The sequence below is a fragment of the Thauera sp. GDN1 genome (assembly GCF_029223545.1).
Taxonomy (GTDB): Bacteria; Pseudomonadota; Gammaproteobacteria; order Burkholderiales; family Rhodocyclaceae; genus Thauera.
This window is the reverse complement of record NZ_CP097870.1, coordinates 2,301,768-2,326,717: the sequence shown is the minus strand read 5'-3', so window position 1 is coordinate 2,326,717 and position 24,950 is coordinate 2,301,768. Positions and strand designations below refer to the sequence as shown.

Sequence of the window (24,950 nt, the reverse complement as noted above, 5' to 3'; positions counted from 1 at the left end):
CGGCGGCCGCGTGCGCTTGCGGCGGCTCAGAGGACGTCGGCGGCGTAGTCGGCCAGGCGCGAGCGCTCGCCGCGCTGCAGCGTGATGTGGCCGGAGTGCGCCCAGCCCTTGAAACGGTCGACGACGAAGGTCAGGCCCGAGGAGCCCTCGGTGAGGTAGGGCGTGTCGATCTGCGCGATGTTGCCCATGCAGATGACCTTGGTGCCGGGGCCGGCGCGGGTGATCAGGGTCTTCATCTGCTTGGGCGTCAGGTTCTGCGCCTCGTCGATGATCAGGAACTTGTTCAGGAAGGTGCGCCCGCGCATGAAGTTCAGGCTCTTGATCTTGATGCGGCTGCGGATCAGGTCGCGCGTCGCCGCGCGGCCCCAGTCGCCGCCTTCGCCCGCGGTGCCGTTGAGGACCTCGAGGTTGTCCTCGAGCGCGCCCATCCACGGCGCCATCTTTTCTTCCTCGGTTCCAGGGAGGAAGCCGATGTCCTCGCCAACCGGCACCGTCACCCGGGTCATGATGATCTCGCCGTAGCGCTTGGTCTCCAGCACCTGGGTGAGCCCGGCGGCGAGCGTCAGCAGGGTCTTGCCGGTGCCGGCCTGGCCGAGCAGGGTGACGAAGTCGATCTCCGGGTTCATCAGCAGGTTCAGGGCGAAGTTCTGCTCGCGGTTGCGCGCGGTGATGCCCCAGACGTTGTTCTTGTGGTGGCTGAAGTCGGTCAGCGTCTCCAGCACCACGCTGCGCCCTTCCTTCTCCTTCACCCAGGCCTGCAGCGGGGCGTCGCCATCCTGGAAGACGAATTCGTTGACGAGCATCTCGGGGGCGAGCGGGCCGTTCAGCCGGTAGTAGGTGCGGCCTTCCTCCTTCCACGACTGCATGCCGCGGCCATGGGTGTCCCAGAAGTCGGCCGGCAGTTCGCGGGTACCGGTGTACAGCAGGTCGCTGTCCTCGAGCACCTTGTCGTTGAAGTAGTCCTGTGCCGCCAGCCCGAGCGCGCGCGCCTTGATGCGCATGTTGATGTCTTTCGACACCAGGATGACCTCGCGTCCCGGGTGCTTTTCGACCAGGAACATCACCACCGCGAGGATCTGGTTGTCGCCGCGCGCCGTGGGTAGCGCGGGCGGCAGCTTGATCTCGATCGCCTCGGTCTGCACGTACAGCCGGCCGGTGGCCAGGCTGCGCGAGGGGCCCTCGAGCGGAATGCCCTCGACGATGCCGTCGGCCGCGCCGGACACGATCTCGTCGAGCATCCGGCTGGCCTGACGCGCGTTGCGTGCGACCTCGCTGGTGCCCTTCTTGTTGTTGTCGAGTTCCTCCAGCGTCATGATCGGCACGTAGAGGTCGTGCTCCTCGAAGCGGTAGAGGCTGGTGGGGTCGTGCATCAGCACGTTGGTGTCGAGCACGAAGAGCTTGCACGCGGCCGGCTTGGCGGCGCGGCGGGTTGTGCTGCGGCGCGGGCGTGCGGTGGTGGCGGTGGTTTCGTTCGGGGCGGCGGGCGTGGTGGCTTTGCTGATGGCGGGCATGAGGTCGGATCCGGGCTGCGGGGCGGCATCGGGGCCGCGGACGCGCGTTGCGACCGCGGCCGTCGGGAGGGTCAGAGCGCGCGCGCGGCGGCGAGCACTTCCTCGGCATGGCCGGGCACCTTCACGCCACGCCACTCGCGGGCGATGTTGCCTGCGGCGTCGATCAGGAAGGTGCTGCGTTCGATGCCGCGCACCTGCTTGCCGTACATGTTCTTGAGCTTCATGACGCCGAAGGCCTCGCAGGCCTGCTCCTCCGGGTCGGAGATCAGCTCGAAGGGCAGTTCGAGCTTGGCCTTGAAGTTCTCGTGGCTCTTCAGGCCGTCGCGGCTCACGCCGAAGACGTCGCAGCCGGCGGCCGCGAACTCGGCATGCAGTGTGCCGAAATCGCGCGTCTCGTTGGTGCAGCCGGGGGTGTTGTCCTTCGGGTAGAAGTAGATCACCAGCTTGCGGCCGCGCAGCGCGGACAGGGTGACGGTGTTGCCGCCGGTGGCGGGCAGGCTGAAGTCGGGGGCGGGGATGGCGCTCAATCGGGTCTCCTGCTCGTGGATGGGCGCTGGCCCGCCGTGCGGCGGGCGCGCGTGTGGACGCAGGGTAGCCGAAAGCCGGCGTCCTCGTGAATATCCTCTTGCAGGGGTGTTACAGCCTCGTTGCGGCGGCTGTTGCCCGGCTCAGCGTTCGTACAGCAGACCCAGCGCCACCGCGCGGCCTTCGCCGACCAGGATGTTATAGGTGCGGCAGGCGGCGGCGAAATCCATGAACTCGAAACCGATGCGCGCCTCGACCAGCGGGCGCAGCAGTTGCGGCTGCGGGAAACGCTGGCGGCGGCCGGTGCCGACGATGAGGATCTCCGCACCGAACTCCGCGGCCTGCGCGAGATCCTCGGCACGCAGGCCGGCGAGGTCGCCGCCGGCCTGTGGCGCCCAGCCGGCGAGGATGCGGCCGGCGCTGACGAGCAGGTTTCCGTCGTGGCGCACCTTGCCGATCATCACGTGATCGTCGCCGTAGCCGGTCACGACGTTGGTGTTGGCGTTCTTGTCCTGGTAGAGCTTCATGTTCCGGTACCCGGCGCGGTGCGCGAAGGGATGCAGGTTCGTGGTCGATGGCAAAATTGCCGCAGTGCGGGAGCAGGGCTAAGATAACAACCTTTTGCGGCGCCGGAAAAGGGTGCTGCGGTTTTCCATCTCTCAGGAAGGACTGGCATGAAAGCGGTGAAGACCCTCGAGCTCGCATCGGCAAACCCGGAACCGGTCGCCAAGGCCGAGGCGGGCGCAGCCGCCGCACGTCCGATCCGCAAGTCCGCCAAGCTCGCCGAGGTGTGCTACGACATCCGCGGCCCGGTGCTGGTGCGCGCCAAGCAGATGGAGGACGAGGGCCACAAGATCATCAAGCTCAACATCGGCAACCTCGCCGCGTTCGGCTTCGATTCGCCCGAAGAGATCCAGATGGACATGATCCGCAACCTGCCCAATGCGGCGGGTTACTCGGATTCGAAGGGCATCTTCTCCGCGCGCAAGGCGGTGATGCACTACACCCAGCAGAAGGGCATCAAGGGCGTCACCATCGAGGACATCTACATCGGCAACGGCGTCTCCGAGCTGATCGTGATGGCGATGAACGCGCTGCTCGACGCCGGCGACGAGGTGCTGGTGCCGGCGCCCGACTACCCGCTGTGGACCGCGGCGGTGAGCCTGTCGGGCGGCAAGCCGGTGCATTACCTGTGCGACGAGTCCAAAGGCTGGATGCCGGACATCGAGGACATGCGCGCGAGGATCACGCCCAATACCCGCGCCATCGTCATCATCAACCCGAACAACCCGACCGGCGCGGTGTATCCGGACGAAACGCTCAAGCAGATCGTCGAACTGGCGCGCGAGCATGATCTGATCCTGTACGCCGACGAGGTCTACGACAAGGTGCTGTACGACGGGGTCAAGCACACCTCGATGGCGGCGCTGTCCGAGGACGTGCTGACGATCATCTTCAACGGCCTGTCGAAGAACTACCGCTCCTGCGGCTACCGCGCGGGCTGGATGGTGGTGTGCGGCGACAAGCGCCGTGCGGGCGACTACATCGAGGGCCTCAACATGCTGGCCTCGATGCGCCTGTGCGCCAACGTGCCTGGTCAGTACGCGATCCAGACTGCGCTCGGCGGTTACCAGAGCATCGACGACCTGGTCGCCGAAGGCGGGCGCATGCGCCGCCAGCGCGACCTGGCGTGGGAGCTCATCACCCAGATTCCGGGCGTCAGCTGCGTCAAGCCGCAGGCCACGCTGTACATGTTCCCCAGGCTGGACCCCAAGATCTACCCGATCGAGGACGACCAGGCCTTCATCGCCGAGCTGCTCGAGGAAGAGCGCGTGCTGCTGGTGCAGGGCTCGGGCTTCAACTGGCCGCAGCCCGACCACTTCCGTCTGGTCTTCCTGCCGCACGAGGACGACCTGCGCGACGCGATCGGCCGCGTGGCGCGCTTCCTCGAGAACTACCGCAAGCGCCACGGCACCTGACAACCAATCCGGCGGCGGCGCGGCGTCACTGCGCCTTGTTCCGCCGCAATCCCGACTCCTAACACCTCACTCCTGACGCCTTATGAAACCCATCAATGTTGGCCTCCTTGGCATCGGTACCGTCGGTGGCGGCACCTTCACCGTCCTCAAGCGCAACGCCGAGGAGATCACCCGTCGTGCCGGTCGTCCGATCGTCATCACCACCGTGGCCGACAAGAACCTGGAGCTCGCGCGCAAGGTCACCGGCGGTGAAGTCAAGCTGACCGACGACGCCTTCGCGGTGGTCGCCGATCCCGAGATCGACATCGTCGTCGAACTGATCGGCGGCTACGGTGTGGCCAAGGAGCTGGTGCTGAAGGCGATCGAGAACGGCAAGCACGTGGTCACCGCCAACAAGGCGCTGCTCGCGGTGCATGGCAACGAGATCTTCGCCGCGGCGCAGAAGAAGGGCGTCATGGTGGCCTTCGAGGCCGCGGTCGCCGGCGGCATCCCGATCATCAAGGCGCTGCGAGAGGGCCTCACCGCCAACCGCATCGAGTGGCTGGCCGGCATCATCAACGGCACGACCAACTTCATCCTCTCCGAGATGCGCGACAAGGGTCTGCCCTTCGCCGAGGTGCTGAAGGAGGCGCAGGCGCTGGGGTATGCCGAAGCCGACCCGACCTTCGACATCGAAGGTGTGGATGCCGCACACAAGGCGACGATCATGAGCGCGATCGCCTTCGGCATCCCGATGCAGTTCGACAAGGCCTACATCGAGGGCATCAGCAAGCTCGACTCGGTGGACATCACCTATGCCGAAGAGCTCGGCTACCGCATCAAGCTGCTGGGCATCGCGCGTCGCCGCGAAAACGGCGTCGAGTTGCGCGTGCATCCGACCCTGATCCCGTCCAAGCGACTGATCGCAAACGTCGAAGGCGCGATGAACGCGGTGCTGGTGCAGGGCGACGCCGTCGGCGCCACGCTGTACTACGGCAAGGGCGCCGGTGCCGAGCCGACCGCGTCGGCGGTGATCGCCGACCTAGTCGACGTCACCCGGCTGCACACCTCGGACCCCGAGCATCGCGTACCGCACCTGGCCTTCCAGCCCGATCAGGTGCGCGACGTGCCGGTGCTGCCGATCGACGAGGTCGTCACCTCCTACTACCTGCGCATGCGCGTCGAGGACAAGCCGGGCGTGCTCGCCGACATCACCCGCATCCTGGCCGACAGCGGCATCTCGATCGAGGCGCTGAACCAGAAGGAAGCCGCCGAGGGCGAGTCGCACACCGACATCATCATGCTGACCCACCAGACGGTGGAGAAGAACGCCAATGCCGCGATCGCCAAGATCGAGGCGCTGGCGGTGGTGCAGGGCAAGGTGACCAAGCTGCGGATGGAAAGCCTGTGACCATGGGCAACGCCGACTGAAGCAGGGTCGAGGAAGGAGGCCGTCACCGATGAGGGACGGCCTCCTTCTGGTTTACGGCAGGCGGCGCAGCGCGCGCCGATGACGAACGAGAAGGTGGGGGAGGGCGCAATGGAAGACAGGCTCGAGAACAGGGTGGATCAGGTCTTTGTCGGCAGGGTGCGCCTGATGCTGCCCGACGGCGAGGCGACCGGCATGTTCAAGTCTGCGGTGGAGGGGCCGGTACAGCTCTCGGCCACCGGGCTGGCGGGCGACGAGCAGGCCGACCTGCGCCATCACGGCGGTGCCGACAAGGCGCTGCACCACTATCCCGCCGACCATTACGCGGTGATCGCCGAGGAGTGGCCGCAGTGCGCCGCGATGGTGGCACCGGGCGTGCTGGGCGAGAACATCAGCACCAGGGGCATGACCGAGCACGAGGTCTGCATCGGCGACGTGTTCCGCATCGGCAGCGCGCAAGTGCAGGTGAGCCAGCCGCGCTCACCGTGCTGGAAGATCGATCGCCGGCTTAAGGTGGATGATGCCTCGCGTTTCGTCGAGGCGGCCGGGATCACCGGCTGGTACTACCGGGTCCTGTCGCCGGGCGCGATCGCCGCGGGCGACGGGATCGAGCTGCTGGAGCGGCCGAACCCCTGGCTCAGCCTCGCGCACTACTGGGACGAGGTCATGGCGCATCGCCCCGACATCGCTTCCTTGCGGCGCATCGCGGCCGCGCCGGGGCTGGCGGCCGACAAGGCTCAGCGCTGGCGCGAACGCGCCGACTGGCTCGAGACCCACGCCGGGTGAGAGGCGCCGCCGGCAGCGCGGGCGGCGGGGCGGATTCGAAGCTACACTGAAAACACGTGCGCAGCGGCCCTGCGCCCGCCGGTCGGGGCAGCAACGCCGCAGGGCATACATCAAGGAGCGCACCCGCATGGCCTTCAAGCTCATCGTGTTCATTGCCATTCTCGTGGCCGTGGCCGTGCTCGGCACGCGTGGCTATCGCGCGTCGGTGCGGCGCTTCGAGCACGAACGGAGGGGACTGCCCGAGGGGCAGGACGGCGGGGCGGGTTGAGCATGCGCGGAGCCGCCCCGGTCAATAGCGAAGAGCGCGTCGAGGAGAGCGAAATGTCCGATCACACCTACAAGCTCGTGGAAATCGTCGGTTCGTCACGCGACGGCACGGATGCTGCCATCCGCAATGCGATCGAGACGGCGTCGCGAACGATCCGCCATATCGACTGGTTCGAGGTGGTGGAAACGCGCGGCCACATTGTGGACGGCAAGGTCGCCCACTTCCAGGTCACGCTGAAGGTCGGCTTCCGTCTCGAAGCCGAGTGAATGCGCCTGCTGCCGGGGAGGTCCGGCCGCAGGCATCACATGAGCCGCATTGTTTTGCCGCCGTGGCGCGAGCGCAGGGGGCAGGCTTGGTCGCGCTCAGACCGGCGTGGCGCCGGTGATCTGGTGCAAGCGGGCGACGGTGGCACCGTCCAGGCGCAGGCCCTGCGCGAGTTGGCGCAGGTAGTCGATCTCGGCCTGGGTGTCGAGGTCGATCGCGAGCAGCGAGGCCGCATAGACCTCGGCGGCCACCATCTCGTTGGGCACCTGGGCCACCAGCGCGTCGAGGTCGAGCGGTGCGCGCAACTCGCTCATCAGGAACTGCTTTTCGTCCTCGCTCAGGCCGTCGGCGCCCACCTTGCCTACGATGCGCTGGATCTCGTCCTCCTCGATGCGGCCGTCGGCCTTGGCGGCCGACACCATCGCGCGCAGGGCCAGCGCCTCGATGTCGGGCGCGGTCATCGCCTCGAGCTCCTGCGGCGCGAAGCCGGCCGCGGCGCCGGGCATCGCCGCCTGTTCGCGGCGGCTGTCGGTCCAGTTCTTGAGGGCAGCCATGGCGATGGTGGCCAGGATCGCCATGCCGGCACCGCTCCCGCGACTGCTGCCGGCGCTGCTGCGGCCGCCGCCGAGTACGCTGCCGAGCAGATCGCCCAGTCCGCCACCAGCCGCAGGGCGGCTCCCGCCGAGCCCGCCACCGACGCCTCCGCCGAGCAGATCACCCAGCCCGCCTGCGCCGGCGTTGCTGCGTCCGCCACCGAGCGCTGCGCCGAGCAGGTCGCCGAGTCCGCCGCCTGCCGCAGCTCCGCCGCCCTGGCCGCCGAGCAGTCCGCCAAGCAGATCACCGATGCCACCCGCGCCGACCGCGTGGTCCAGTCGCGACCGGCCCTGGCCGGACATGCCCTGCTGAAGGATCTGGCCGAGAATGTTTCCTAGGCTCATCGCGGACTCCGCTTCGTTGTGTGGAAATGGGATTGTAGCGGGCCCGTGCGGCGGCCGTGTGCATGATCTGCGCATGGCCGCGCGCGATCGGGGCCGCATCGAATGGGCCCGTCCCGAGCCACCCGCGCCTCGGTCAGGGCTGCGCCCCGCGGAAACGACTCGATGCGGGGGCCGAATTCGTTAGAATTCCGCCTTTGCGCCCTTTCCTCGCTCCAGTTCGGGCGCGCCGATCAAGTCATCCTGAAGGACTGCCCAGTGAAGTACATCTCCACCCGCGGCCATGCCGGCCAGCCCGCCAACCCCGAGTTCTGCGACATCCTGCTGGGCGGCCTGGCGCCTGACGGCGGCCTCTACCTGCCCGAATCCTATCCGCAGGTGACGCGTGCCGAGCTCGACGCCTGGCGCGGCCTGTCTTACGCGGAACTGGCGTTCGCGATCCTGTCGAAGTTCATCACCGACATCCCGGCTGCCGACCTGAAGGCGATCTGCGACAAGACCTACACCGCCGAGGTGTACCGCCATGTGCGAAGGGGTGACGACGCGCGCGAGATCACCCCGGTGCACTGGCTGGAGGAGGGGCGCTTCGGCCTGCTGGAGCTGTCGAACGGCCCGACGCTCGCCTTCAAGGACATGGCGATGCAGCTGCTCGGCAACCTGTTCGAGTACGTGCTCGCGAAGCGCGGGGAGACGATCAACATCCTCGGCGCGACCTCCGGCGACACCGGCTCGGCGGCGGAATACGCGATGCGCGGCAAACGCGGGGTGCGCGTGTTCATGCTGTCGCCGCACGGCAAGATGAGCGCCTTCCAGCGCGCGCAGATGTACTCGCTGCAGGACGACAACATCTTCAACATCGCCGTCACCGGCATGTTCGACGACGCCCAGGACATCGTGAAGGCGGTGTCCAACGACCACGCCTTCAAGGCGAAGCACAAGATCGGCGCGGTCAATTCGATCAACTGGGCGCGGGTGGCGGCGCAGATCGTCTATTACTTCAAGGGCTATTTTGCTGCGACCAGGAGCAATGAGGAGCAGGTCGCCTTCTGCGTGCCCTCGGGCAACTTCGGCAACATCTGCGCCGGTCACATCGCCCGCCAGATGGGCCTGCCGGTCGCCAGGCTGATTCTCGCCACCAACGAGAACGACGTGCTCGACGAGTTCTTCCGCAGCGGCGTCTATCGTCCGCGCAAGGCGGCCGAGACCCACGTGACCTCGAGCCCGTCGATGGACATCTCCAAGGCTTCGAACTTCGAGCGCTTCGTGTTCGACCTGGTCGGGCGCGACCCGAAGAAGGTCGCCGCGCTGTGGGCCGAAGTGGACGCCGGCCGCGCCTTCGATCTGTCGGGCTCGCCGGAATTCGCCCGTATCGGCGAGTTCGGCTTCGTGTCGGGGGCGAGCAGCCATGTCGACCGCCTGGCCACGATCCGCAAGGTGTTCGAGCAGTACGGGGTGATGATCGACACCCACACTGCCGACGGCGTGAAGGTGGCCTGGGAGCATGCGGCCGAGGTGCCCGCCGGCGTGCCGGTGCTGGTGCTGGAGACCGCGCTGCCGGTCAAGTTCGCCGAGACCATCGTCGAGGCGCTCGGCCGCGAGCCGGAGCGTCCGGCCGATCTCGAGGGCATCGAGAAGCTGCCGCAGCGTGTCGAGGTGATGGCGCCCGAGGTCGATGCGATCAAGCGCTTCATCGCCGAGCGCACCTGAACCTTGCGCGACCGCTCCGCCGCGCGTGCGGCGGGGTGCGATCCTCGGCCGCGTGAACGGAAAAAGCCCGCGGCTGTATCGCGGGCTTTTTCGTGGGGCGCTGTCAGCGAGGACGGCGTCCGGATTCTGGTGCCTTGGGCGAGACTCGAACTCGCACGGCTTTCGCCACTACCCCCTCAAGATAGCGTGTCTACCAATTTCACCACCAAGGCTTGTTTCCTGTCGCCGGCGCCGAACCGGACCGGTTCAACTCGACGAGGGCGCGGACTATAACGTCGGTGCGGTGGGGGCGTCAAGCGTTTCGGTCGGCTGCGACCGGCGCCGGAAAGCGAGGCGGATGGGGATCTCGTCGGTAGCTGCGAAGGCCACCGCCAGACCGCGCCAGCACAGGCGGGTGGGAGCGCCTGCGAGCAGCGCGAGCAGGGCCGCCTCGTCGGCAGCCACGCCGTGCTCGTCCTCGAGTTCGGCCGCGAAGGCGGCGAGATCGCGATCGTCGATCGCCGCCGCGCCGAGATCGGTCTGCAGGTAAACGCCGCCATCCGCATCCATCAGCACCGGCGCCGCCGGGCGCGCCAGGCGACCGGTGTGGGTGTGGAGCGTGCCGTCGGGGTGCAGGCGCAGAATCCACGGCGCCGCCTCGAGCGCGACATGCACGCGCTGGGGGCCGTTGTGAACCAGCCAGCTCCCCTCGTCGTTGCATGCGTAGTTGGCGTTCAGGAAGGCGATCAGGCCGCGATGCTCGACGCGCTCGTCCTTCAGCCGCCAGTTTCCACGCGCGTCGAGGGACAGCCAGCCGTGGCAGTCGGGCACTGTCGGCCAGGGCGGGAGATCGCCTGGGGTCGTCATCGCGAACGGGGCATGAGTGGCGTGCGGATCACTGCTCGACGTGGCGCAGCGACAGGTCGAGCGCGCGCACGTCCTTGGTCAGGGTGCCGATCGAGATGCGGTCCACGCCGGTTTCGGCGATCGCGCGCACGCGCTCGAGGTTCACCCCGCCGGAGGCTTCGAGTTCCGCACGGCCGGCGGTGATTGCGACCGCTTCGCGCATCTCCTCGAGACTCATGTTGTCGAGCAGCACCATCTTGACGCCGGCGTCGAGCGCCTCGCGCAGCTGCTCCAGGTTCTCGACCTCGACCTCGATGAAGACATTGGACGGGGCGATCGCGCGTGCCTGCTCGACCACCTCGCGGATGCCGCCGGCGGCGATGATGTGGTTTTCCTTGATCAGGATGCCGTCGTAGAGGCCGACGCGGTGATTGGTGCCGCCGCCGATCGCAACCGCGTACTTCTGCGCCAGGCGCAGGCCGGGCAGGGTCTTGCGGGTGTCGACGATCTTCGCCCGCGTGCCGGCGACGGCGTCGACGAAGCGGCGGGTCACGGTGGCGGTGCCGGACAGCAGCTGCAGGAAGTTCAGCGCGGTACGTTCGGCGGTCAGCAGCACGCGCGCGCGCGCGATGATCTCGCACAGCAGCTGGCCGGCCTTGACCGTGTCGCCGTCCTTGACGTGCCAGTGCACCACCGCGGCGGGGCTCAGCGCGGCGAAGGCGGCGTCGAACCAGGCGGTGCCGCAGATCACCGCGTCCTCGCGGGTGATGACGCGCCCGCGCGCTTCGGTGTCGGGTGCGATCAGGCGGGCGGTGAGGTCGCCGGTGCCGATGTCCTCGGCGAGCGAGGCTGCGATGTTGCGCTGGATTTCGACGCGGAGCTGTTCGGAGAGCATGGCGAGGCCTGTTGGACGTGGTCAGCGGATGCCCGGATTCTACCACCCCGGGAATCAGCGCCCGGGGCGGAACGGGGCGGCACCCGCCTGGCGCGGATCGCGTTGCGCCTCGATCAGCCAGCCGTTGAACACCCCGCGCGCGGCGTCGATGGTCTCGCTCGCGGTCAGGCCGATCGGGCCGATGCCTTCGCGGGCGAGGCGGTCGGCGGCGGCGCCGTGCAGGTGAACGCCGGCGATCAGCGCGGACTCGGCCGGCCAGCCCTGGGCGAGCAGGCCGACGATCAGCCCGGTGAGCACGTCGCCCATGCCAGCGCTGGCCATGCCGGGGTGGCCGGTGCCGTTGATGAACCAGCGCCCGTCCGGCGTGGCGACGATGCTGCCGCAGCCCTTGAGCACGACCAGGGCCTTGAACTGCGCGGCGATCTCGAGTGCGGCATGCAGGCGGTCGGCCTGCACGCTGGCGGTGTCCACGCCCAGCATGCGGCCGGCCTCGGCCGGGTGCGGGGTGAGCACGGTGGGTGCGGTGCGTGCGGCCAGCATCTCCCTGAGGGTGGCGTCGGCGCCGCTCAGGTTGAGCGCGTCGGCGTCGAGCAGCACCGGGATGGTGCGTTGCAGCGCGGCGGCAAGCAGGCTCGCCGACGTGCTCTGCGTGCCGAGCCCGGGGCCGACGGCGAGCGCGCTGAGGCGTTCGGGCAGGGCGCGGGCGCGGCGCAGCATCAACTCCGGATGGGCGAAGTCGACCGCCGGGCCGTTGTCGTCGAGCAGGCCCACATACACCCTCCCGGTGCCGAGCCAGAGCGCGGCGCGGCCGGCGAGCAGCGCGGCGCCGACCATGCCGGCGTTGCCGCCGAGGATGCCGGCGTCGCCGTAGATGCCCTTGTGGGTGTTGCGCGGGCGGGGCTGGAGGTGGGCGCGGAACAGCGAGGGCGCGACCGCGTGGCCGCGCGGCGGCAGCCAGGCGGGCGCGTCGATGTCGATGCGCTGCACGCTGATCTCGCCGCAGTAGTCCGGGCCGTCGTTGGTGAGCAGGCCCGGCTTGAGGGCGATGAAGGTGGTGGTGTGGGTGGCGCGGAAGGTGGCGCCGAGCGGCTGGCCGGTATCGGCGTCGAGCCCGCTCGGCACGTCGAGCGCCATGCGCGGGCCGGGCTGGGCGTTCAGGGTCTGGATCCAGGTCGCGTAGCGGCCCTCGATCGGGCGTCCGAGGCCGATGCCGAACAGGGCGTCGACCACCAGCGCCCAGCCATTCGCAGGCGCGGCGGGGAGGTCGGAGACGATCGTGCCGCCGATCGCGAGGTAGTCGGCGTGGGCCTTGGCCGCTTCGGCCGGCAGGCGATCCGCTGCGCCGGCGAATGCAACCACGATCTCGCGCCCGGCCTGGGTGAGCTGGCGGGCCATCACGAAGCCGTCGCCACCGTTGTTGCCGGGGCCGCAGGCGATCAGGATCGGGCCCGGGCGGTCCATGATCAGGCGCACCGCATCCTCGGCGGCTGCGCGGCCGGCGCGTTCCATCAGCGGCGGGCGGGCGCTCGGGATCAGCGTGTTTTCGATCTCGCGGATGCCGGCGACGGGGTAGATGGGACGCAGGGGGCTGAACATGCTCGGGCTCCAGGAGTGGAGCCCGGATTCTACTGCCTCATGACGGCATGCGCGGCGCGTATCGACCCTTCACGGCGGCAATGCTCATGCATGGACGCTGCTCGGACGGGGTTCGCCGCGGATCTCGTTGCGCAACTCCACCGTGCCGTCTTCGCCCACCGTCTCCAGGCGTACGGTGAAGCCCCACAGCCGCGCGAGGTGGCGCAGGACCTCGTCGGTGCTGTCGGCCAGCGGCCGGCGGCGGAACGGGGTGTGGCGCAGGGTCAGCGAGCGGTCGCCGCGCAGGTCGACGTTCCACACCTGCACGTTGGGTTCGCGCGCGCCGAGGTTGTACTGGTCGGAGAGGATCGCGCGCAGCTTGCGGAACCCGGCGTCGTCGTGGATCGCCGAGACCTCGAGCTTGTCGTCGTGGTCGTCGTCCACCACCGCGAACAGGCGGAAGTCGCGCATGAGTTTCGGCGACAGATATTGCGCGACGAAGCTCTCGTCCTTGAAATTGCGCATGGCGAAGTCGAAGGTCTCCAGCCAGTCGCTGCCGGCGATCTCGGGAAACCAGCGGCGGTCCTCCTCGTCGGGGTCCTCGCAGATGCGGCGGATGTCGCGCCAGATCGCGAAGCCGAGCGCGTAGGGGTTGATGCCGCTGAACCAGCGGCTGTTGTAGGGCGGCTGGGCGACGACGTTGGTGTGCGACTGCAGGAACTCGAGCATGAAACTGTCGGCGAGCAGGCCTTCGTCGTACAGGTGGTTGAGCAGGGTGTAGTGCCAGAAGGTGGCCCAGCCCTCGTTCATGACCTGGGTCTGGCGCTGGGGGAAGAAATACTGCGCGATCTTGCGCACGATGCGCACCACCTCGCGCTGCCAGGGTTCGAGCAGCGGGGCGTTCTTCTCGATGAAGTACAGCAGGTTCTCTTCCGGCTCGGCCGGGAAGCGGTGCTCCGCACGTGCGCCGGCGCGTACGTCGTGCGCGGGCAGGGTGCGCCACAGGTCGTTCACCTGGCTCTGCAGGTACTCCTCGCGTTCCTGCTGGCGCAGCTTCTCCTTGGCGAGCGAGAGCTTGGGCGGGCGCTTGTAGCGGTCGACGCCGAGGTTCATCAGCGCGTGGCAGGAGTCGAGCAGCAGCTCGACTTCCTCCTCGCCGTGGCGCTCCTCGCATTCGGTGATGTAGTTCCGCGCGAAGATCAGGTAGTCGATGATGGCGTCGGCGTTGGTCCAGGTGCGGAACAGGTAGTTGCCCTTGAAGAAGCTGTTGTGCCCGTAGGCGGCGTGGGCGATCACCAGGCCCTGCATCGTCAGCGTGTTCTCCTCCATCAGGTAGGCGATGCAGGGATTGGAGTTGATGACGATCTCGTAGGCCAGGCCCATCTGGCCGCGCTTGTAGCCCTTCTCGGTGGCCAGGAAGTGCTTGCCGAAGGACCAGTGGTGGTAGTTCACCGGCATGCCCACCGAGGCATAGGCGTCCATCATCTGTTCGGCGGTGATGATCTCGATCTGCACCGGGTAGGTGTCGAGCCCGTAGTGCGCGGCGACGCGGGCGATCTCCTCGTGGTAGCGCTCGATCGCCTCGGCGGTCCATTCGGACCCGGCGGGAAGCGGCGCCTTGCCGGCGCGGCGGCGGCTGCGGGTGGGCGTGGTCTTCATGCGATCGTCTTCTTGAACAGTTCGCGGAACACCGGATAGATGTCGGCCGGCGACTCGATGCGCTGCATGGCGAAGTTGTCGTGCGCCGCCTCGAGCTTGGCGTATTCGCGCCACAGGTTCTGCGGCTCGCCGGCGGTGATCTCGACGTAGGCGAAGTACTGGCACCAGGGCAGGATCTCGTTGCCGAGGAGCTTGCCGCAGATCGGCGAGTCGTTGTCCCAGTTGTCGCCGTCGGAGGCCTGTGCCCCGTAGACGTTCCACTGTCCGTTGGCGTAGCGCTCGTGCAGGATGTCGCGCATCAGCGCGAGCGCGCTCGACACCACGGTGCCGCCCGATTCGCGCGAGTGGAAGAACTCGTCCTCGTCGACCTCCTTGGCCACCGTGTGGTGGCGGATGAAGACGACCTCGATGTGCTCGTAGCTGCGGGTCAGGAACAGGTGCAGCAGCATGAAGAAGCGCTTGGCCATGGACTTGCGCTCCTCGTCCATCGAGCCGGAGACGTCCATCACGCAGAACATCACCGCCTGTGTGGTCGGGCGTGGCACCTTGATGCGGTTGTTGTAGCGCAGGTCGAAGCTGTCGATGAAGGGGATGCGCTCGACCTTGGCGCGCAGCATCCCGAGCTCTTCCTGGAGGGCTCGCACCTCGTCGCTGTCCTCGCCCGAGCGCGCGAGCGCCTCTTCCAGCGCCTGCTGCAGCTCGCGGATGCGCGCGCTGTAGGGCGAGCCGAGCGCGAGCCGGCGCCCGAGCGCGCCGCGCATCGAGCGGATGATGTTGATGTTGGCCGGCGTGCCGTCGGACTTGAAGCCGGCGCGCTGGGTCTTGTAGTCGGTGACCTTGGCGAGCTGGGTGCGGATCAGGCGCGGCAGCTCGAGGTCCTCGAAGAACAGGTCGAGGAATTCCTCGCGCGAGAGCTGGAACACGAAGTCATCCTCATGCTCGCCCTCGTTGCTGGCCTGGCCCTTGCCGCTGCCCTGTCCGCCGCCGCCGAGCGGACGCTTGATGCGGTCGCCGGTGCTGAACTGGTCGTTGCCGGGGAAGACCTGTTCCCACACGCCGCCCTTGCCGTGCTGCAGGGACGGTTCGGAGAGGTCGCGCGCGGGAATGGAAATCTCCTCGCCGTTGTCGAGGTCGCGGATCGAACGGCCGTGGATGGCCTCCGACACCGCCTTGCGGATCTGCTGCTTGAAGCGGCGCATGAAGCGCTGGCGATTCACCGCGCTCTTGTTCTTGCTGTCGAAGCGCCGATCGATGATGCGGACCATGTCTCCTCCCTGTGCCGGGGCGGCGGGCGGGGCGCAAGGCCCCGCCGCGTCATCCCGGCAGCCTCAAGACGACTTGCGCACGCGCAGGTACCACTCGCACAGCAGGCGCACCTGCTTCTCGGTGTAGCCCTTGTCGATCATGCGATTGACGAAGTCCTGATGCTTCTTCTGCTCGTCGGCGCTGGCCTTGGCGTTGAAGCTGATCACCGGCAGCAGGTCCTCGGTGTTGGAGAACATCTTCTTCTCGATCACCGCGCGCAGCTTCTCGTACGAGGTCCAGCTCGGGTTGCGGCCGTCGTGCTTGGCGCGGGCGCGCAGCACGAAGTTGACCACCTCGTTGCGGAAGTCCTTCGGGTTGCTGATCCCGGCCGGCTTCTCGATCTTCTCCAGTTCCTCGTTGAGCGCCGAACGGTCGAGGATCTCGCCGGTGTTGGGGTCGCGGAATTCCTGGTCCTGGATCCAGAAGTCGGCGTAGATCACGTAGCGGTCGAAGATGTTCTGCCCGTACTCGGAGTAGCTCTCGAGGTAGGCGGTCTGGATCTCCTTGCCGATGAACTCGGCGTAACGTGGCGCCAGGTATTCCTTGATGTAGCCCATGTAGCGCGCCTCGGTCTCGGCCGGGTACTGCTCGGCCTCGATCTGCTGCTCGAGCACGTACATCAGGTGCACCGGGTTGGCGGCGACCTCGCGGTGGTCGAAGTTGAAGACCTTGGACAGGACCTTGAAGGCGAAACGGGTGGAGAGCCCGGTCATGCCCTCGTCGACCCCGGCGTAGTCGCGGTACTCCTGGTAGCTCTTGGCCTTCGGGTCGGTGTCCTTGAGGTTCTCGCCGTCATACACGCGCATCTTGGAGAAGATGCTCGAGTTCTCGGGCTCCTTCAGGCGCGACAGCACCGCGAACTGCGCCATCATCTTCAGCGTGTCCGGGGCGCATGGCGCCTCCGACAGCGAACTGTGGACCAGAAGCTTCTCGTAGATGCGGATCTCGTCCGACACGCGCAGGCAGTACGGCACCTTGACCGTGTAGATGCGGTCGAGGAAGGCTTCGTTGTTCTTGTTGTTCTTGAAGGCGACCCACTCGGACTCGTTCGAGTGCGCCATCACGATGCCGTCGAACGGAATCGCGCCGAAACCCTCGGTACCCTTGTAGTTGCCCTCCTGGGTGGCGGTCAGCAGCGGGTGCAGGACCTTGATCGGGGCCTTGAACATCTCCACGAACTCGAGCAGGCCGCGGTTGGCCAGGCACAGGCCGCCGGAATAGCTGTAGGCGTCGGGGTCGTCCTGCGAGTACTGCTCGAGCTTGCGGATGTCGATCTTGCCGACCAGCGAGGAGATGTCCTGGTTGTTCTCGTCGCCGGGCTCGGTCTTGGCGACCGCGGTCTGGCGCAGCACCGAGGGGCTGAGCTTGACCACGCGGAACCTGGTGATGTCGCCGCCGAACTCGTGCAGGCGCTTGACCGCCCACGGGCTCATGATGGTGTTGAGGTAGCGGCGCGGAATGCCGAAGTCGTCCTCGAGGATGCGGGCATCCTCGGCGGCATCGAACAGGCCGAGCGGCGACTCGTGCACCGGCGAGCCCTTGATCGCGTAGAAGGGCACCTTCTCGATCAGGCTCTTGAGCATCTCGGCGAGCGAGGACTTGCCGCCGCCCACCGGGCCGAGCAGGTAGAGGATCTGCTTCTTCTCCTCCAGGCCCTGGGCGGCGTGGCGGAAGTAGGACACGATGTTCTCGATGACCTCTTCCATGCCGTAGAAGTCGCGGAATGCCGGGTAGAGCTTGAGGATCTTGTTGGAGAAGATGCGCGACAGCCGCGGGTCGAGCCGGGTGTCGACCAGTTCCGGCTCGCCGATCGCCGCCAGCATGCGTTCGGCGGCGGTGGCGTAGGCCATGCGGTCGGCGCGGCAGAGTTCGAGGTAGTCCTGGAGGGACATCTCCTCTTCGCGGGCAGCCTCGAAGCGCGCCTGGTAGGCATTGAAGATGGACATGGACGTCTCCTGATCGAGCGATGCGCGGCGCCGCGTCCTGCGGTCACCAACCCTGGTTGCGCTGTCGTTCGTCATGCCTGCAGCGCGGTCCGTTCGCGCCAGCTCCGCGGTGGGCGTGCCGGCGCCGGATCTGTTGCTGAGAACGGCATGCCGGGCGCGAGTTCCTCGTCTGCGGGGCTTTTTCGTGAATGTTCGTGTCCCCGTTCACGCGCAGTTTCATGCTTCGGGCGCTCGCCGGGGGCTGTGCTAGAATCTTCGACTTCGTACATCGTGCTCACGCTGGCGAAATGCGTCTCCGGTTCCGGTCGGGGCCGCATCGATGCAGGGCGGGAGCGGTTTTTCAAGACTTCTCAGGATCGAGTTAATGGAGCAGAACCAGGTCACCCCGAGCGCGCTCGAGCGCACCATCGACATCACCGTCTCGCTGGCGGACATCGAGAAGGAGGTGGATGCCCGCCTCAAGCGCATGGCGCGCACGGTGAAGATGCCGGGGTTCCGCCCGGGCAAGGTGCCGATGAAGATCGTCGCCCAGACGCACGGCGGTCAGGCGCGCGGTGAAGCCGTCGGCGCGGCGGTCGAGAAGGCCTTCGGCGAGAAGGTCCGTGCCGACAACCTGCGCGTGGCCGGCTATCCGCAGATCCAGCCCAAGGACGGCGCCGGCGAAGGCACGCTGGCTTTCACCGCCACCTTCGAGGTGTACCCGGAAATCGTGGTCGGCGATTTCGCCGGCCAGAAGCTCGAGCGCCCGGCGCTGACCGTCGGTGAGGCCGAGGTCGACAAGACCATCGACGTGCTGCGCAAGCAGCGCACCAACTTCAGCAAGGTCGAGCGTGCCGCTGCGGAAGGCGACCGCGTCCAGATCGACTTCACCGGTCGCAAGGACGGCGAGGTTTTCGACGGCGGCCAGGCGCAGGACTTCCCCTTCGTGGTCGGCTCGGGCTCCATGCTCAAGGACTTCGAGGATGCCGTCGTCGGCCTCAAGGCCGGTGAGAGCAAGACCTTCGACATGACCTTCCCGGCGGACTACCACGCCCAGCACCTGGCTGGCCAGACCGTGCAGTTCGAGATCACCGTCAAGGCGGTCGAGGAAGCCGTGCTGCCCGAAGTGGATGCCGATTTCGCCAAGTCGCTCGGCGTGGCCGACGGCGACGTCGCCAAGCTGCGCGAAGAGGTCAAGGGTAACCTCGAGCGCGAGGTCAAGCGCCGCATCCAGGCCAAGGTCAAGGAGCAGGTCATGGACGCGCTGATCGCCGTGACCCCGATCGAGGTGCCGAAGGCGCTGGTCCAGGCGGAGTCGCAGCAACTCGCCGACAACGCCCGCCGCGACCTCGAGATGCGCGGCCTCAAGACCAAGGACATCCCGGTCGATCCGTCGTGGTTCACCGATCAGGCCGCGCGCCGCGTCAAGCTGGGCCTGATCATGGCCGAGCTGGTCAAGGGCAACGAACTGCACGCCAAGCCGGAACAGGTGCGCGCGCTGGTCGAGGAAATGGCGCAGAGCTACGAGGATCCTTCGGAACTCGTGCGCTGGTATTACGCTCAACCGGAGCGCCTGGCGCAGGCTGAAGCCGTGGTCATCGAGGACAACGTCGTCGCCTGGGTCTGCGACAAGGCCGAGACCACCGACAAGCCGGTGGCCTTCGACGAACTGATGGGCAACAACGCGGCCTGATGCCGCAAAGGGTCTGACGAATGATGCAAGGAACACCCCAGCACAGCAGCGACTGGAACCCGGTCGGCCTCGGCCTGGTTCCGATGGTGGTCGAACAGAGCGGTCGCGGCGAGCGCGCCTACGACATCTATTCGCGCCTTCTGAAGGAGCGGGTGGTATTCCTCGTCGGCCCCGTCAATGACGTGACCGCCAACCTGATCGTGGCGCAGTTGCTGTTCCTCGAGTCCGAGAACCCGGACAAGGACATCTACTTCTACATCAACTCGCCCGGCGGTTCGGTCACCGCCGGCATGGCGATCTACGACACCATGCAGTTCATCAAGCCGAACGTCAGCACGCTGTGCATCGGCCAGGCGGCGAGCATGGGCGCCTTCCTGCTGGCGGCGGGCGAGAAGGGCAAGCGCTTCATCCTGCCCAACTCGCGCGTCATGATCCACCAGCCGCTGGGCGGTTTCCAGGGACAGGCCTCGGACATCGAGATCCACGCCCGCGAGATCCTCTACCTGCGCTCGCGCCTCAACGAGATGCTGTCCAGCCACACCGGCCAGCCGCTCGAGCGCATCGAGAAGGACACCGACCGCGACAACTTCATGTCTGCCGCGGCCGCGGTGGAGTACGGCCTGGTCGACAAGATCCTGACCAGCCGCGACGACACCTGATTCAGGAGAACCCCACATGACGGACAAGAAGGCTGGCGGCGAAAAGCTGCTGTACTGCTCCTTCTGCGGCAAGAGCCAGCACGAGGTGCGCAAGCTGATCGCCGGTCCTTCGGTCTTCATCTGCGACGAATGCATCGAGCTGTGCAACGACATCATCCGTGACGAGATCGTCGGCGCCGCAGATCCGGAGAGCATCAAGGGCGCGCTGCCCACCCCGCGCGAGATCTGCGACATCCTCGACCAGTACGTGATCGGCCAGTCGCAGGCCAAGCGCAACCTGGCGGTGGCGGTGTACAACCACTACAAACGCCTGCGCCACATCGAGGCCAAGCAGGACGACGTCGAGCTCGCCAAGAGCAACATCCTGCTGATCGGTCCCACCGGTTCGGGCAAGACGCTGCTCGCGCAGACCCTGGCGCGCCTGCTCAACGTCCCCTTCGTGATGGCCGATGCCACCACGCTGACCGAAGCCGGCTACGTCGGCGAGGACGTCGAGAACATCATCCAGAAGCTGCTGCAGAAGTGCGACTACGATGTGGAGAAGGCCCAGCAGGGCATCATCTACATCGACGAGATCGACAAGATCTCGCGCAAGGCCGACAACCCCTCGATCACCCGCGACGTGTCGGGCGAGGGCGTGCAGCAGGCGCTGCTGAAGCTGATCGAGGGCACGGTGGCCTCGATCCCGCCGCAGGGCGGGCGCAAGCATCCGAACCAGGACTTCATCCAGGTCGACACCACCAACGTGCTGTTCATCTGCGGTGGTGCCTTCGACGGCCTGGAAAAGGTCATCCGCAACCGCACCGAGAAGGTCGGCATCGGCTTCGGCGCCGAGGTCAAGAGCAAGGACGCCAAGAACCTCACCGACACCTTCCGCCAGGTCGAACCGGAAGACCTGATCAAGTTCGGCCTCATCCCCGAACTGATCGGCCGCCTGCCGGTGGTCGCCACGCTGCAGGAACTCGACGAGGAAGCGCTGATCCAGATCCTGGTCGAGCCCAAGAACGCGCTGGTCAAGCAGTACCAGAAGCTGTTCTCGATGGAAGGTGTCGAGCTCGAGATCCGTCCCAACGCGCTGCACGCGGTGGCGCGCAAGGCGATCAAACGCAAGACCGGTGCCCGCGGCCTGCGTTCGATCCTCGAAGCCTCGCTGCTCGACATCATGTACGACCTGCCCACGCTGGAAAACGTGGAGAAGGTCGTGGTGGACGAGTCCACGATCGAGGAAGGCGGAAAACCCCTGCTGATGTACGCCGAACAGCAGAAGGTCTCGGGCGCCAACTGAACCGGCTCCGACCGCACGAACGCCCGTCTGGCGGCGGGTTCGCACCCCGTCGCTTGAATTTCCAGGTCACGCCCATACATGGGGGTGACCTTTTGCTTAAGGAAAGAAAAAATGTCGGGTCCTGCTGACCTCCCCAACGAAGCGATGGAAATGCCGCTGTTGCCGCTGCGCGACGTGGTGGTGTTCCCGCACATGGTCATCCCGCTCTTCGTCGGCCGCCCCAAGAGCATCAAGGCGCTGGAAAACGCCATGGAGGCGGGCAAGAGCATCCTGCTCGTCGCCCAGAAATCCGCCGCCAAGGACGAACCGGCGGTCGAGGATCTGTATGCGGTCGGTTGCATCGCCAACATCCTGCAGATGCTCAAGCTGCCCGATGGCACGATCAAGGTCCTGGTCGAGGGCGTGCAGCGCGCGCACATCGACAAGGTCGAGGATCTGCGCAGCCTGTTCGTCGCCACCGTGCGCCCGGTGCCGGTGGTCGAGACCGGCAGTCACGAACTGGAAGCGATGCGGCGCGCGATCATCGCCCAGTTCGACCAGTACGTTAAGCTCAACAAGAAGATTCCGCCGGAAATCCTCAGCTCGCTCGCGGGCATCGAGGAAGCCGGCCGCCTCGCCGACACCATCGCCGCCCACCTGCCGCTCAAGCTCGAGCAGAAGCAGGAAGTGCTGGAGATGTTCGACACCGCCGAGCGCCTCGAGAAGCTGCTCAGCCAGCTCGAGGGCGAGCTCGACATCCTGCAGGTCGAGAAGCGCATCCGTGGCCGCGTCAAGCGCCAGATGGAGAAGAGCCAGCGCGAGTACTACCTCAACGAGCAGGTCAAGGCCATCCAGAAGGAACTCGGCGAAGGCGAGGAGGGCGCCGATCTCGAGGAAATGGAGAAGCGGATCAAGACCGCGGGCATGCCCAAGGACGCGCTCGCCAAGGCCGAGGCGGAGTTCAAGAAGCTGCGCCTGATGTCGCCGATGTCGGCCGAAGCCACCGTGGTGCGCAACTACATCGACACCCTGATCGGCCTGCCGTGGAAGAAGAAGTCGCGCGTCAGCAAGGACCTGACCGAGGCCGAGAAGGTGCTCGACAAGGACCATTACGGCCTCGAGCGCGTCAAGGAGCGCATCCTCGAGTACCTCGCCGTGCAGCAGCGCGTCGACAAGGTCAAGGCGCCGATCCTGTGCCTGGTCGGCCCCCCGGGTGTGGGCAAGACCTCGCTCGGCCAGTCGATCGCCAAGGCCACCAACCGCAAGTTCATCCGCATGGCGCTGGGCGGCGTGCGTGACGAGGCCGAGATCCGCGGCCATCGCCGCACCTACATCGGCTCGATGCCGGGCAAGATCCTGCAGAACATGAGCAAGGTCGGGGTCAAGAACCCGCTGTTCCTGCTCGACGAGGTGGACAAGCTCGGCATGGACTTCCGTGGCGATCCGTCGTCGGCGTTGCTCGAGGTCCTCGACCCCGAGCAGAACCACACCTTCCAGGACCACTACGTCGAGGTGGATTTCGACCTGTCGGACGTGATGTTCGTGGCCACGGCAAACACGCTCAACATCCCGCCGGCGCTGCTCGACCGCATGGAAGTGATCCGCCTGTCGGGTTACACCGAGGACGAGAAGGTCAACATCGCCCAGCGCTATCTGCTGCCCAAGCAGATGAAGAACAACGGCCTCAAGCAGGACGAGCTGTCGGTGACCGAGGAAGCGCTGCGCGACATCGTGCGCTACTACACCCGCGAGGCCGGCGTGCGCAGCCTCGAGCGCGAGATCTCCAAGGTCTGCCGGAAGGTGGTCAAGCAGCTGGTGCTCAAGAGCCGCAGCAGCAAGATCGTCGTCAATGCCAAGAACCTGGACAAGTTCCTCGGCGTGCGCAAGTACAGCTTCGGCATGGCCGAGAAGGAAAACCAGATCGGCCAGGTCACCGGCCTGGCGTGGACCGAGGTCGGCGGCGAGCTGCTGACCGTGGAGGCGGTGCAGCTGCCCGGCAAGGGCAAGGTGATGACCACCGGCAAGCTCGGCGAGGTCATGCAGGAGTCGATCCAGGCCGCGCTGTCGGTGGTTCGCCGCCGTGCGCGTTCGCTCGGCATCGATCCGGACTTCTACCAGAAGAGCGACATCCACATCCACCTGCCGGAAGGCGCGATTCCGAAGGACGGCCCGTCTGCCGGCATCGCCATCTCCACCGCGCTGGTGTCGGTGCTGACCGGCATCCCGGTGCGATGCGACGTCGCCATGACCGGCGAGATCACGCTGCGTGGGGAGGTGCTGGCGATCGGCGGCCTCAAGGAGAAGTTGCTCGCAGCGGTGCGCGGTGGCATCCGCACCGCGCTGATTCCGGAGGAGAACGTCAAGGATCTCGCCGAGATCGCGGACAACATCAAGAACGTGATCGAGATCGTGCCGGTGAAGTGGATCGATCAGGTGCTCGAGCTCGCCCTCGAGCGCCGACCCGAGCCGCTGGCGGACGAGTCCGCACCGGCGGAGGCTGCCGTGCCTGCCGTCGCGGAGGAGGAGGGCGCGAAGCCGGCCCGCCGGCGAGCGCACTGATTCCGCGGGCGTAGCGCACGGTCGCCACGCCGGATGGGACGGGCCGCAATGCATCGAGGTGCATTGCGGCCTTTTTCATTCGGGGTCGCCCGTCGTTGACAGGCCTGAATTTGGCGCGCTATAAAAACATGAAGTTTGCAAGGCGTCTCCCACGCCGTCGAATCCCGAGCCCAAAGGCGGAGGTCGCGGAGTTCTTCCCATTGCAGTTCATATCCGGAGGGTTCAAGTGAACAAACAGGAACTGGTTGCAAGCATCGCGGAGAAGGCATCGATGACCAAGGCGGACGCGGCGCGCGCACTGGATGCGACGGTGGCGGCCGTGACGGAGGCGCTCAAGAGCAATGACACGGTGACACTGGTGGGGTTCGGGTCCTTCTACGTCGGGGATCGTGCGGCCCGTACGGGCCGAAACCCGCGCACGGGAAAGAACATCAAGATCAAGGCGGCCAAGGTTCCGAAATTCCGCGCTGGCAAAGGTCTGAAGGATTCTGTAAACTAACGGACTTTGCTGTTCCGGCCGTGGCCGGAGGCCAGCGCGGGTGCTTAGCTCAGTTGGTAGAGCGTCGCCCTTACAAGGCGAATGTCGGCGGTTCGACCCCGTCAGCACCCACCAGGATATTCCCGAAGCCCGGAGCGCGTCTCCGGGCTTTGTCGTTCACGGCTACGACCTTTCCACTCCGTGCAGTTAGCGCCCGAATCGCCGTTGTGCTGCGCGGCCTGGGCATCAACCGAAACTGCGAAGGCCCCATGTCGGGGATGTGCTTTCCCGCCCCGATAGATGCATGAATCGTCCTGGATCAATTTTTTGTTCGACGATTTTTAATATCATGCCTTGATGTTTTTCCGGAGCGCGTCATGGCCAAGAAATTTCCACTTCATCCCAAGAATCCCGAGCGCATCTGCTGGGGCTGCGACAAGTACTGTCCCGCGGATGCGCTGGGCTGCGGGAACGGCTCGGGCCGGACCCTGCACCCGGCGGAGATGCTCGGCGAGGACTGGTACACCTACGGGGACTGGGGCATCGACCCCGAAGATCCGGCAACACCGGGAAAGAAGAAGACCTCCTGAGGGGGCGCAAGCTCGAGCGGATCTGATCGGGGCATGCGCAGGTACACGGGCACGGGAAGGAGGCGGCGGTCTCAAAGCGAGTAAGACCCGTGTCCTCGCTGGCCTCGCGCCAAGAATGGTGCAGTGCACAAACTTGTTGA

At 66.6% G+C, this 24,950-nt stretch carries 22 protein-coding genes and 2 tRNA genes; 13 read left to right on the top strand and 11 right to left on the bottom strand.

Annotated elements, in window-relative coordinates; genetic code table 11:
- Positions 1 to 26 precede the first annotated feature (26 nt).
- The 3 genes from CKCBHOJB_RS10740 to CKCBHOJB_RS10730 form a co-directional block, all read right to left on the bottom strand.
- Entirely contained in the window at positions 27 to 1,511 is a 1,485-nt protein-coding gene (locus CKCBHOJB_RS10740; protein WP_281048662.1) for a PhoH family protein, read from the bottom strand.
- Between the two features lie 71 nt (positions 1,512 to 1,582).
- Complete coding sequence (locus CKCBHOJB_RS10735; protein WP_281048661.1) at positions 1,583 to 2,038, bottom strand: peroxiredoxin; 456 nt, start codon at positions 2,036 to 2,038, stop codon at positions 1,583 to 1,585.
- 141 nt (positions 2,039 to 2,179) lie between these two features.
- Positions 2,180 to 2,563, bottom strand: a complete 384-nt coding sequence (locus CKCBHOJB_RS10730; RefSeq protein ID WP_281048660.1) for an Mth938-like domain-containing protein — start codon at positions 2,561 to 2,563, stop codon at positions 2,180 to 2,182.
- Between the two features lie 147 nt (positions 2,564 to 2,710).
- Between CKCBHOJB_RS10730 and CKCBHOJB_RS10725 the strand changes: the two genes are divergently transcribed.
- From CKCBHOJB_RS10725 to CKCBHOJB_RS10705, 5 genes are all read left to right on the top strand, one after another.
- Positions 2,711 to 4,015 (top strand): pyridoxal phosphate-dependent aminotransferase, encoded by a 1,305-nt coding sequence (locus CKCBHOJB_RS10725; protein WP_281048659.1) that lies wholly within the window; start codon positions 2,711 to 2,713, stop codon positions 4,013 to 4,015.
- A gap of 82 nt (positions 4,016 to 4,097) precedes the next feature.
- Positions 4,098 to 5,405 (top strand): homoserine dehydrogenase, encoded by a 1,308-nt coding sequence (locus tag CKCBHOJB_RS10720; protein ID WP_281048658.1) that lies wholly within the window; start codon positions 4,098 to 4,100, stop codon positions 5,403 to 5,405.
- Positions 5,406 to 5,534: 129 nt separating this feature from the next.
- Positions 5,535 to 6,209, top strand: coding sequence for an MOSC domain-containing protein (locus CKCBHOJB_RS10715; protein ID WP_281048657.1), 675 nt, complete (start codon positions 5,535 to 5,537; stop codon positions 6,207 to 6,209).
- Positions 6,210 to 6,336: 127 nt separating this feature from the next.
- On the top strand, positions 6,337 to 6,477 hold the full coding sequence (locus CKCBHOJB_RS10710; RefSeq protein WP_281048656.1) for a hypothetical protein: 141 nt from the start codon (positions 6,337 to 6,339) through the stop codon (positions 6,475 to 6,477).
- A gap of 53 nt (positions 6,478 to 6,530) precedes the next feature.
- Entirely contained in the window at positions 6,531 to 6,743 is a 213-nt protein-coding gene (locus tag CKCBHOJB_RS10705) for a dodecin (RefSeq protein WP_281048655.1), read from the top strand.
- A 96-nt stretch (positions 6,744 to 6,839) separates the two neighbouring features.
- Here CKCBHOJB_RS10705 and CKCBHOJB_RS10700 read toward each other — a convergent pair whose 3' ends face one another.
- Positions 6,840 to 7,679: a tellurite resistance TerB family protein gene (locus CKCBHOJB_RS10700; protein WP_281048654.1), complete on the bottom strand. Its 840-nt coding sequence runs from the start codon at positions 7,677 to 7,679 to the stop codon at positions 6,840 to 6,842.
- Positions 7,680 to 7,934: 255 nt separating this feature from the next.
- Between CKCBHOJB_RS10700 and thrC the strand changes: the two genes are divergently transcribed.
- Entirely contained in the window at positions 7,935 to 9,383 is a 1,449-nt protein-coding gene (gene thrC / locus CKCBHOJB_RS10695) for a threonine synthase (RefSeq protein ID WP_281048653.1), read from the top strand.
- 127 nt (positions 9,384 to 9,510) lie between these two features.
- Here the strand turns inward: thrC and CKCBHOJB_RS10690 are convergent.
- The 7 genes from CKCBHOJB_RS10690 to CKCBHOJB_RS10660 all read right to left on the bottom strand — a co-directional run bounded on the left by CKCBHOJB_RS10690 (position 9,511) and on the right by CKCBHOJB_RS10660 (position 17,588).
- Positions 9,511 to 9,595, bottom strand: a tRNA-Leu gene (locus tag CKCBHOJB_RS10690).
- 55 nt (positions 9,596 to 9,650) lie between these two features.
- On the bottom strand, positions 9,651 to 10,229 hold the full coding sequence (locus CKCBHOJB_RS10685; RefSeq protein WP_281048652.1) for a DUF2946 family protein: 579 nt from the start codon (positions 10,227 to 10,229) through the stop codon (positions 9,651 to 9,653).
- 28 nt (positions 10,230 to 10,257) lie between these two features.
- The gene (gene nadC / locus CKCBHOJB_RS10680; RefSeq protein WP_281048651.1) at positions 10,258 to 11,103 is read right to left on the bottom strand and encodes a carboxylating nicotinate-nucleotide diphosphorylase; all 846 of its coding nucleotides are present in this window, start codon (positions 11,101 to 11,103) and stop codon (positions 10,258 to 10,260) included.
- A 54-nt stretch (positions 11,104 to 11,157) separates the two neighbouring features.
- Entirely contained in the window at positions 11,158 to 12,699 is a 1,542-nt protein-coding gene (locus CKCBHOJB_RS10675; RefSeq protein ID WP_281048650.1) for an NAD(P)H-hydrate dehydratase, read from the bottom strand.
- 84 nt (positions 12,700 to 12,783) lie between these two features.
- Positions 12,784 to 14,337: a SpoVR family protein gene (locus CKCBHOJB_RS10670; RefSeq protein WP_281048649.1), complete on the bottom strand. Its 1,554-nt coding sequence runs from the start codon at positions 14,335 to 14,337 to the stop codon at positions 12,784 to 12,786.
- Complete coding sequence (locus CKCBHOJB_RS10665; RefSeq protein ID WP_281048648.1) at positions 14,334 to 15,602, bottom strand: YeaH/YhbH family protein; 1,269 nt, start codon at positions 15,600 to 15,602, stop codon at positions 14,334 to 14,336. Before CKCBHOJB_RS10665 ends, CKCBHOJB_RS10670 begins: the two co-directional genes overlap by 4 nt.
- A 63-nt stretch (positions 15,603 to 15,665) precedes the next feature.
- Positions 15,666 to 17,588 (bottom strand): PrkA family serine protein kinase, encoded by a 1,923-nt coding sequence (locus tag CKCBHOJB_RS10660; RefSeq protein ID WP_281048647.1) that lies wholly within the window; start codon positions 17,586 to 17,588, stop codon positions 15,666 to 15,668.
- 364 nt (positions 17,589 to 17,952) lie between these two features.
- On the opposite strand from CKCBHOJB_RS10660, the gene tig reads away from it, so the two are divergent.
- From tig to CKCBHOJB_RS10625, 7 genes are all read left to right on the top strand, one after another.
- Positions 17,953 to 19,260, top strand: a complete 1,308-nt coding sequence (gene tig, locus CKCBHOJB_RS10655; RefSeq protein ID WP_281048646.1) for a trigger factor — start codon at positions 17,953 to 17,955, stop codon at positions 19,258 to 19,260.
- Between the two features lie 20 nt (positions 19,261 to 19,280).
- Complete coding sequence (gene clpP, locus CKCBHOJB_RS10650; RefSeq protein ID WP_281048645.1) at positions 19,281 to 19,919, top strand: ATP-dependent Clp endopeptidase proteolytic subunit ClpP; 639 nt, start codon at positions 19,281 to 19,283, stop codon at positions 19,917 to 19,919.
- A gap of 16 nt (positions 19,920 to 19,935) precedes the next feature.
- Positions 19,936 to 21,204: an ATP-dependent Clp protease ATP-binding subunit ClpX gene (clpX, locus tag CKCBHOJB_RS10645; RefSeq protein WP_281048644.1), complete on the top strand. Its 1,269-nt coding sequence runs from the start codon at positions 19,936 to 19,938 to the stop codon at positions 21,202 to 21,204.
- A gap of 111 nt (positions 21,205 to 21,315) precedes the next feature.
- Positions 21,316 to 23,742: an endopeptidase La gene (gene lon / locus CKCBHOJB_RS10640; protein ID WP_281048643.1), complete on the top strand. Its 2,427-nt coding sequence runs from the start codon at positions 21,316 to 21,318 to the stop codon at positions 23,740 to 23,742.
- A 226-nt stretch (positions 23,743 to 23,968) separates the two neighbouring features.
- Positions 23,969 to 24,241 (top strand): HU family DNA-binding protein, encoded by a 273-nt coding sequence (locus CKCBHOJB_RS10635; RefSeq protein ID WP_281048642.1) that lies wholly within the window; start codon positions 23,969 to 23,971, stop codon positions 24,239 to 24,241.
- Positions 24,242 to 24,279: 38 nt separating this feature from the next.
- Positions 24,280 to 24,355 (top strand) — tRNA-Val (locus CKCBHOJB_RS10630).
- Positions 24,356 to 24,597: 242 nt separating this feature from the next.
- On the top strand, positions 24,598 to 24,810 hold the full coding sequence (locus tag CKCBHOJB_RS10625) for a DUF3079 domain-containing protein (RefSeq protein WP_281048641.1): 213 nt from the start codon (positions 24,598 to 24,600) through the stop codon (positions 24,808 to 24,810).
- The last annotated feature ends 140 nt before the right edge of the window (positions 24,811 to 24,950 follow it).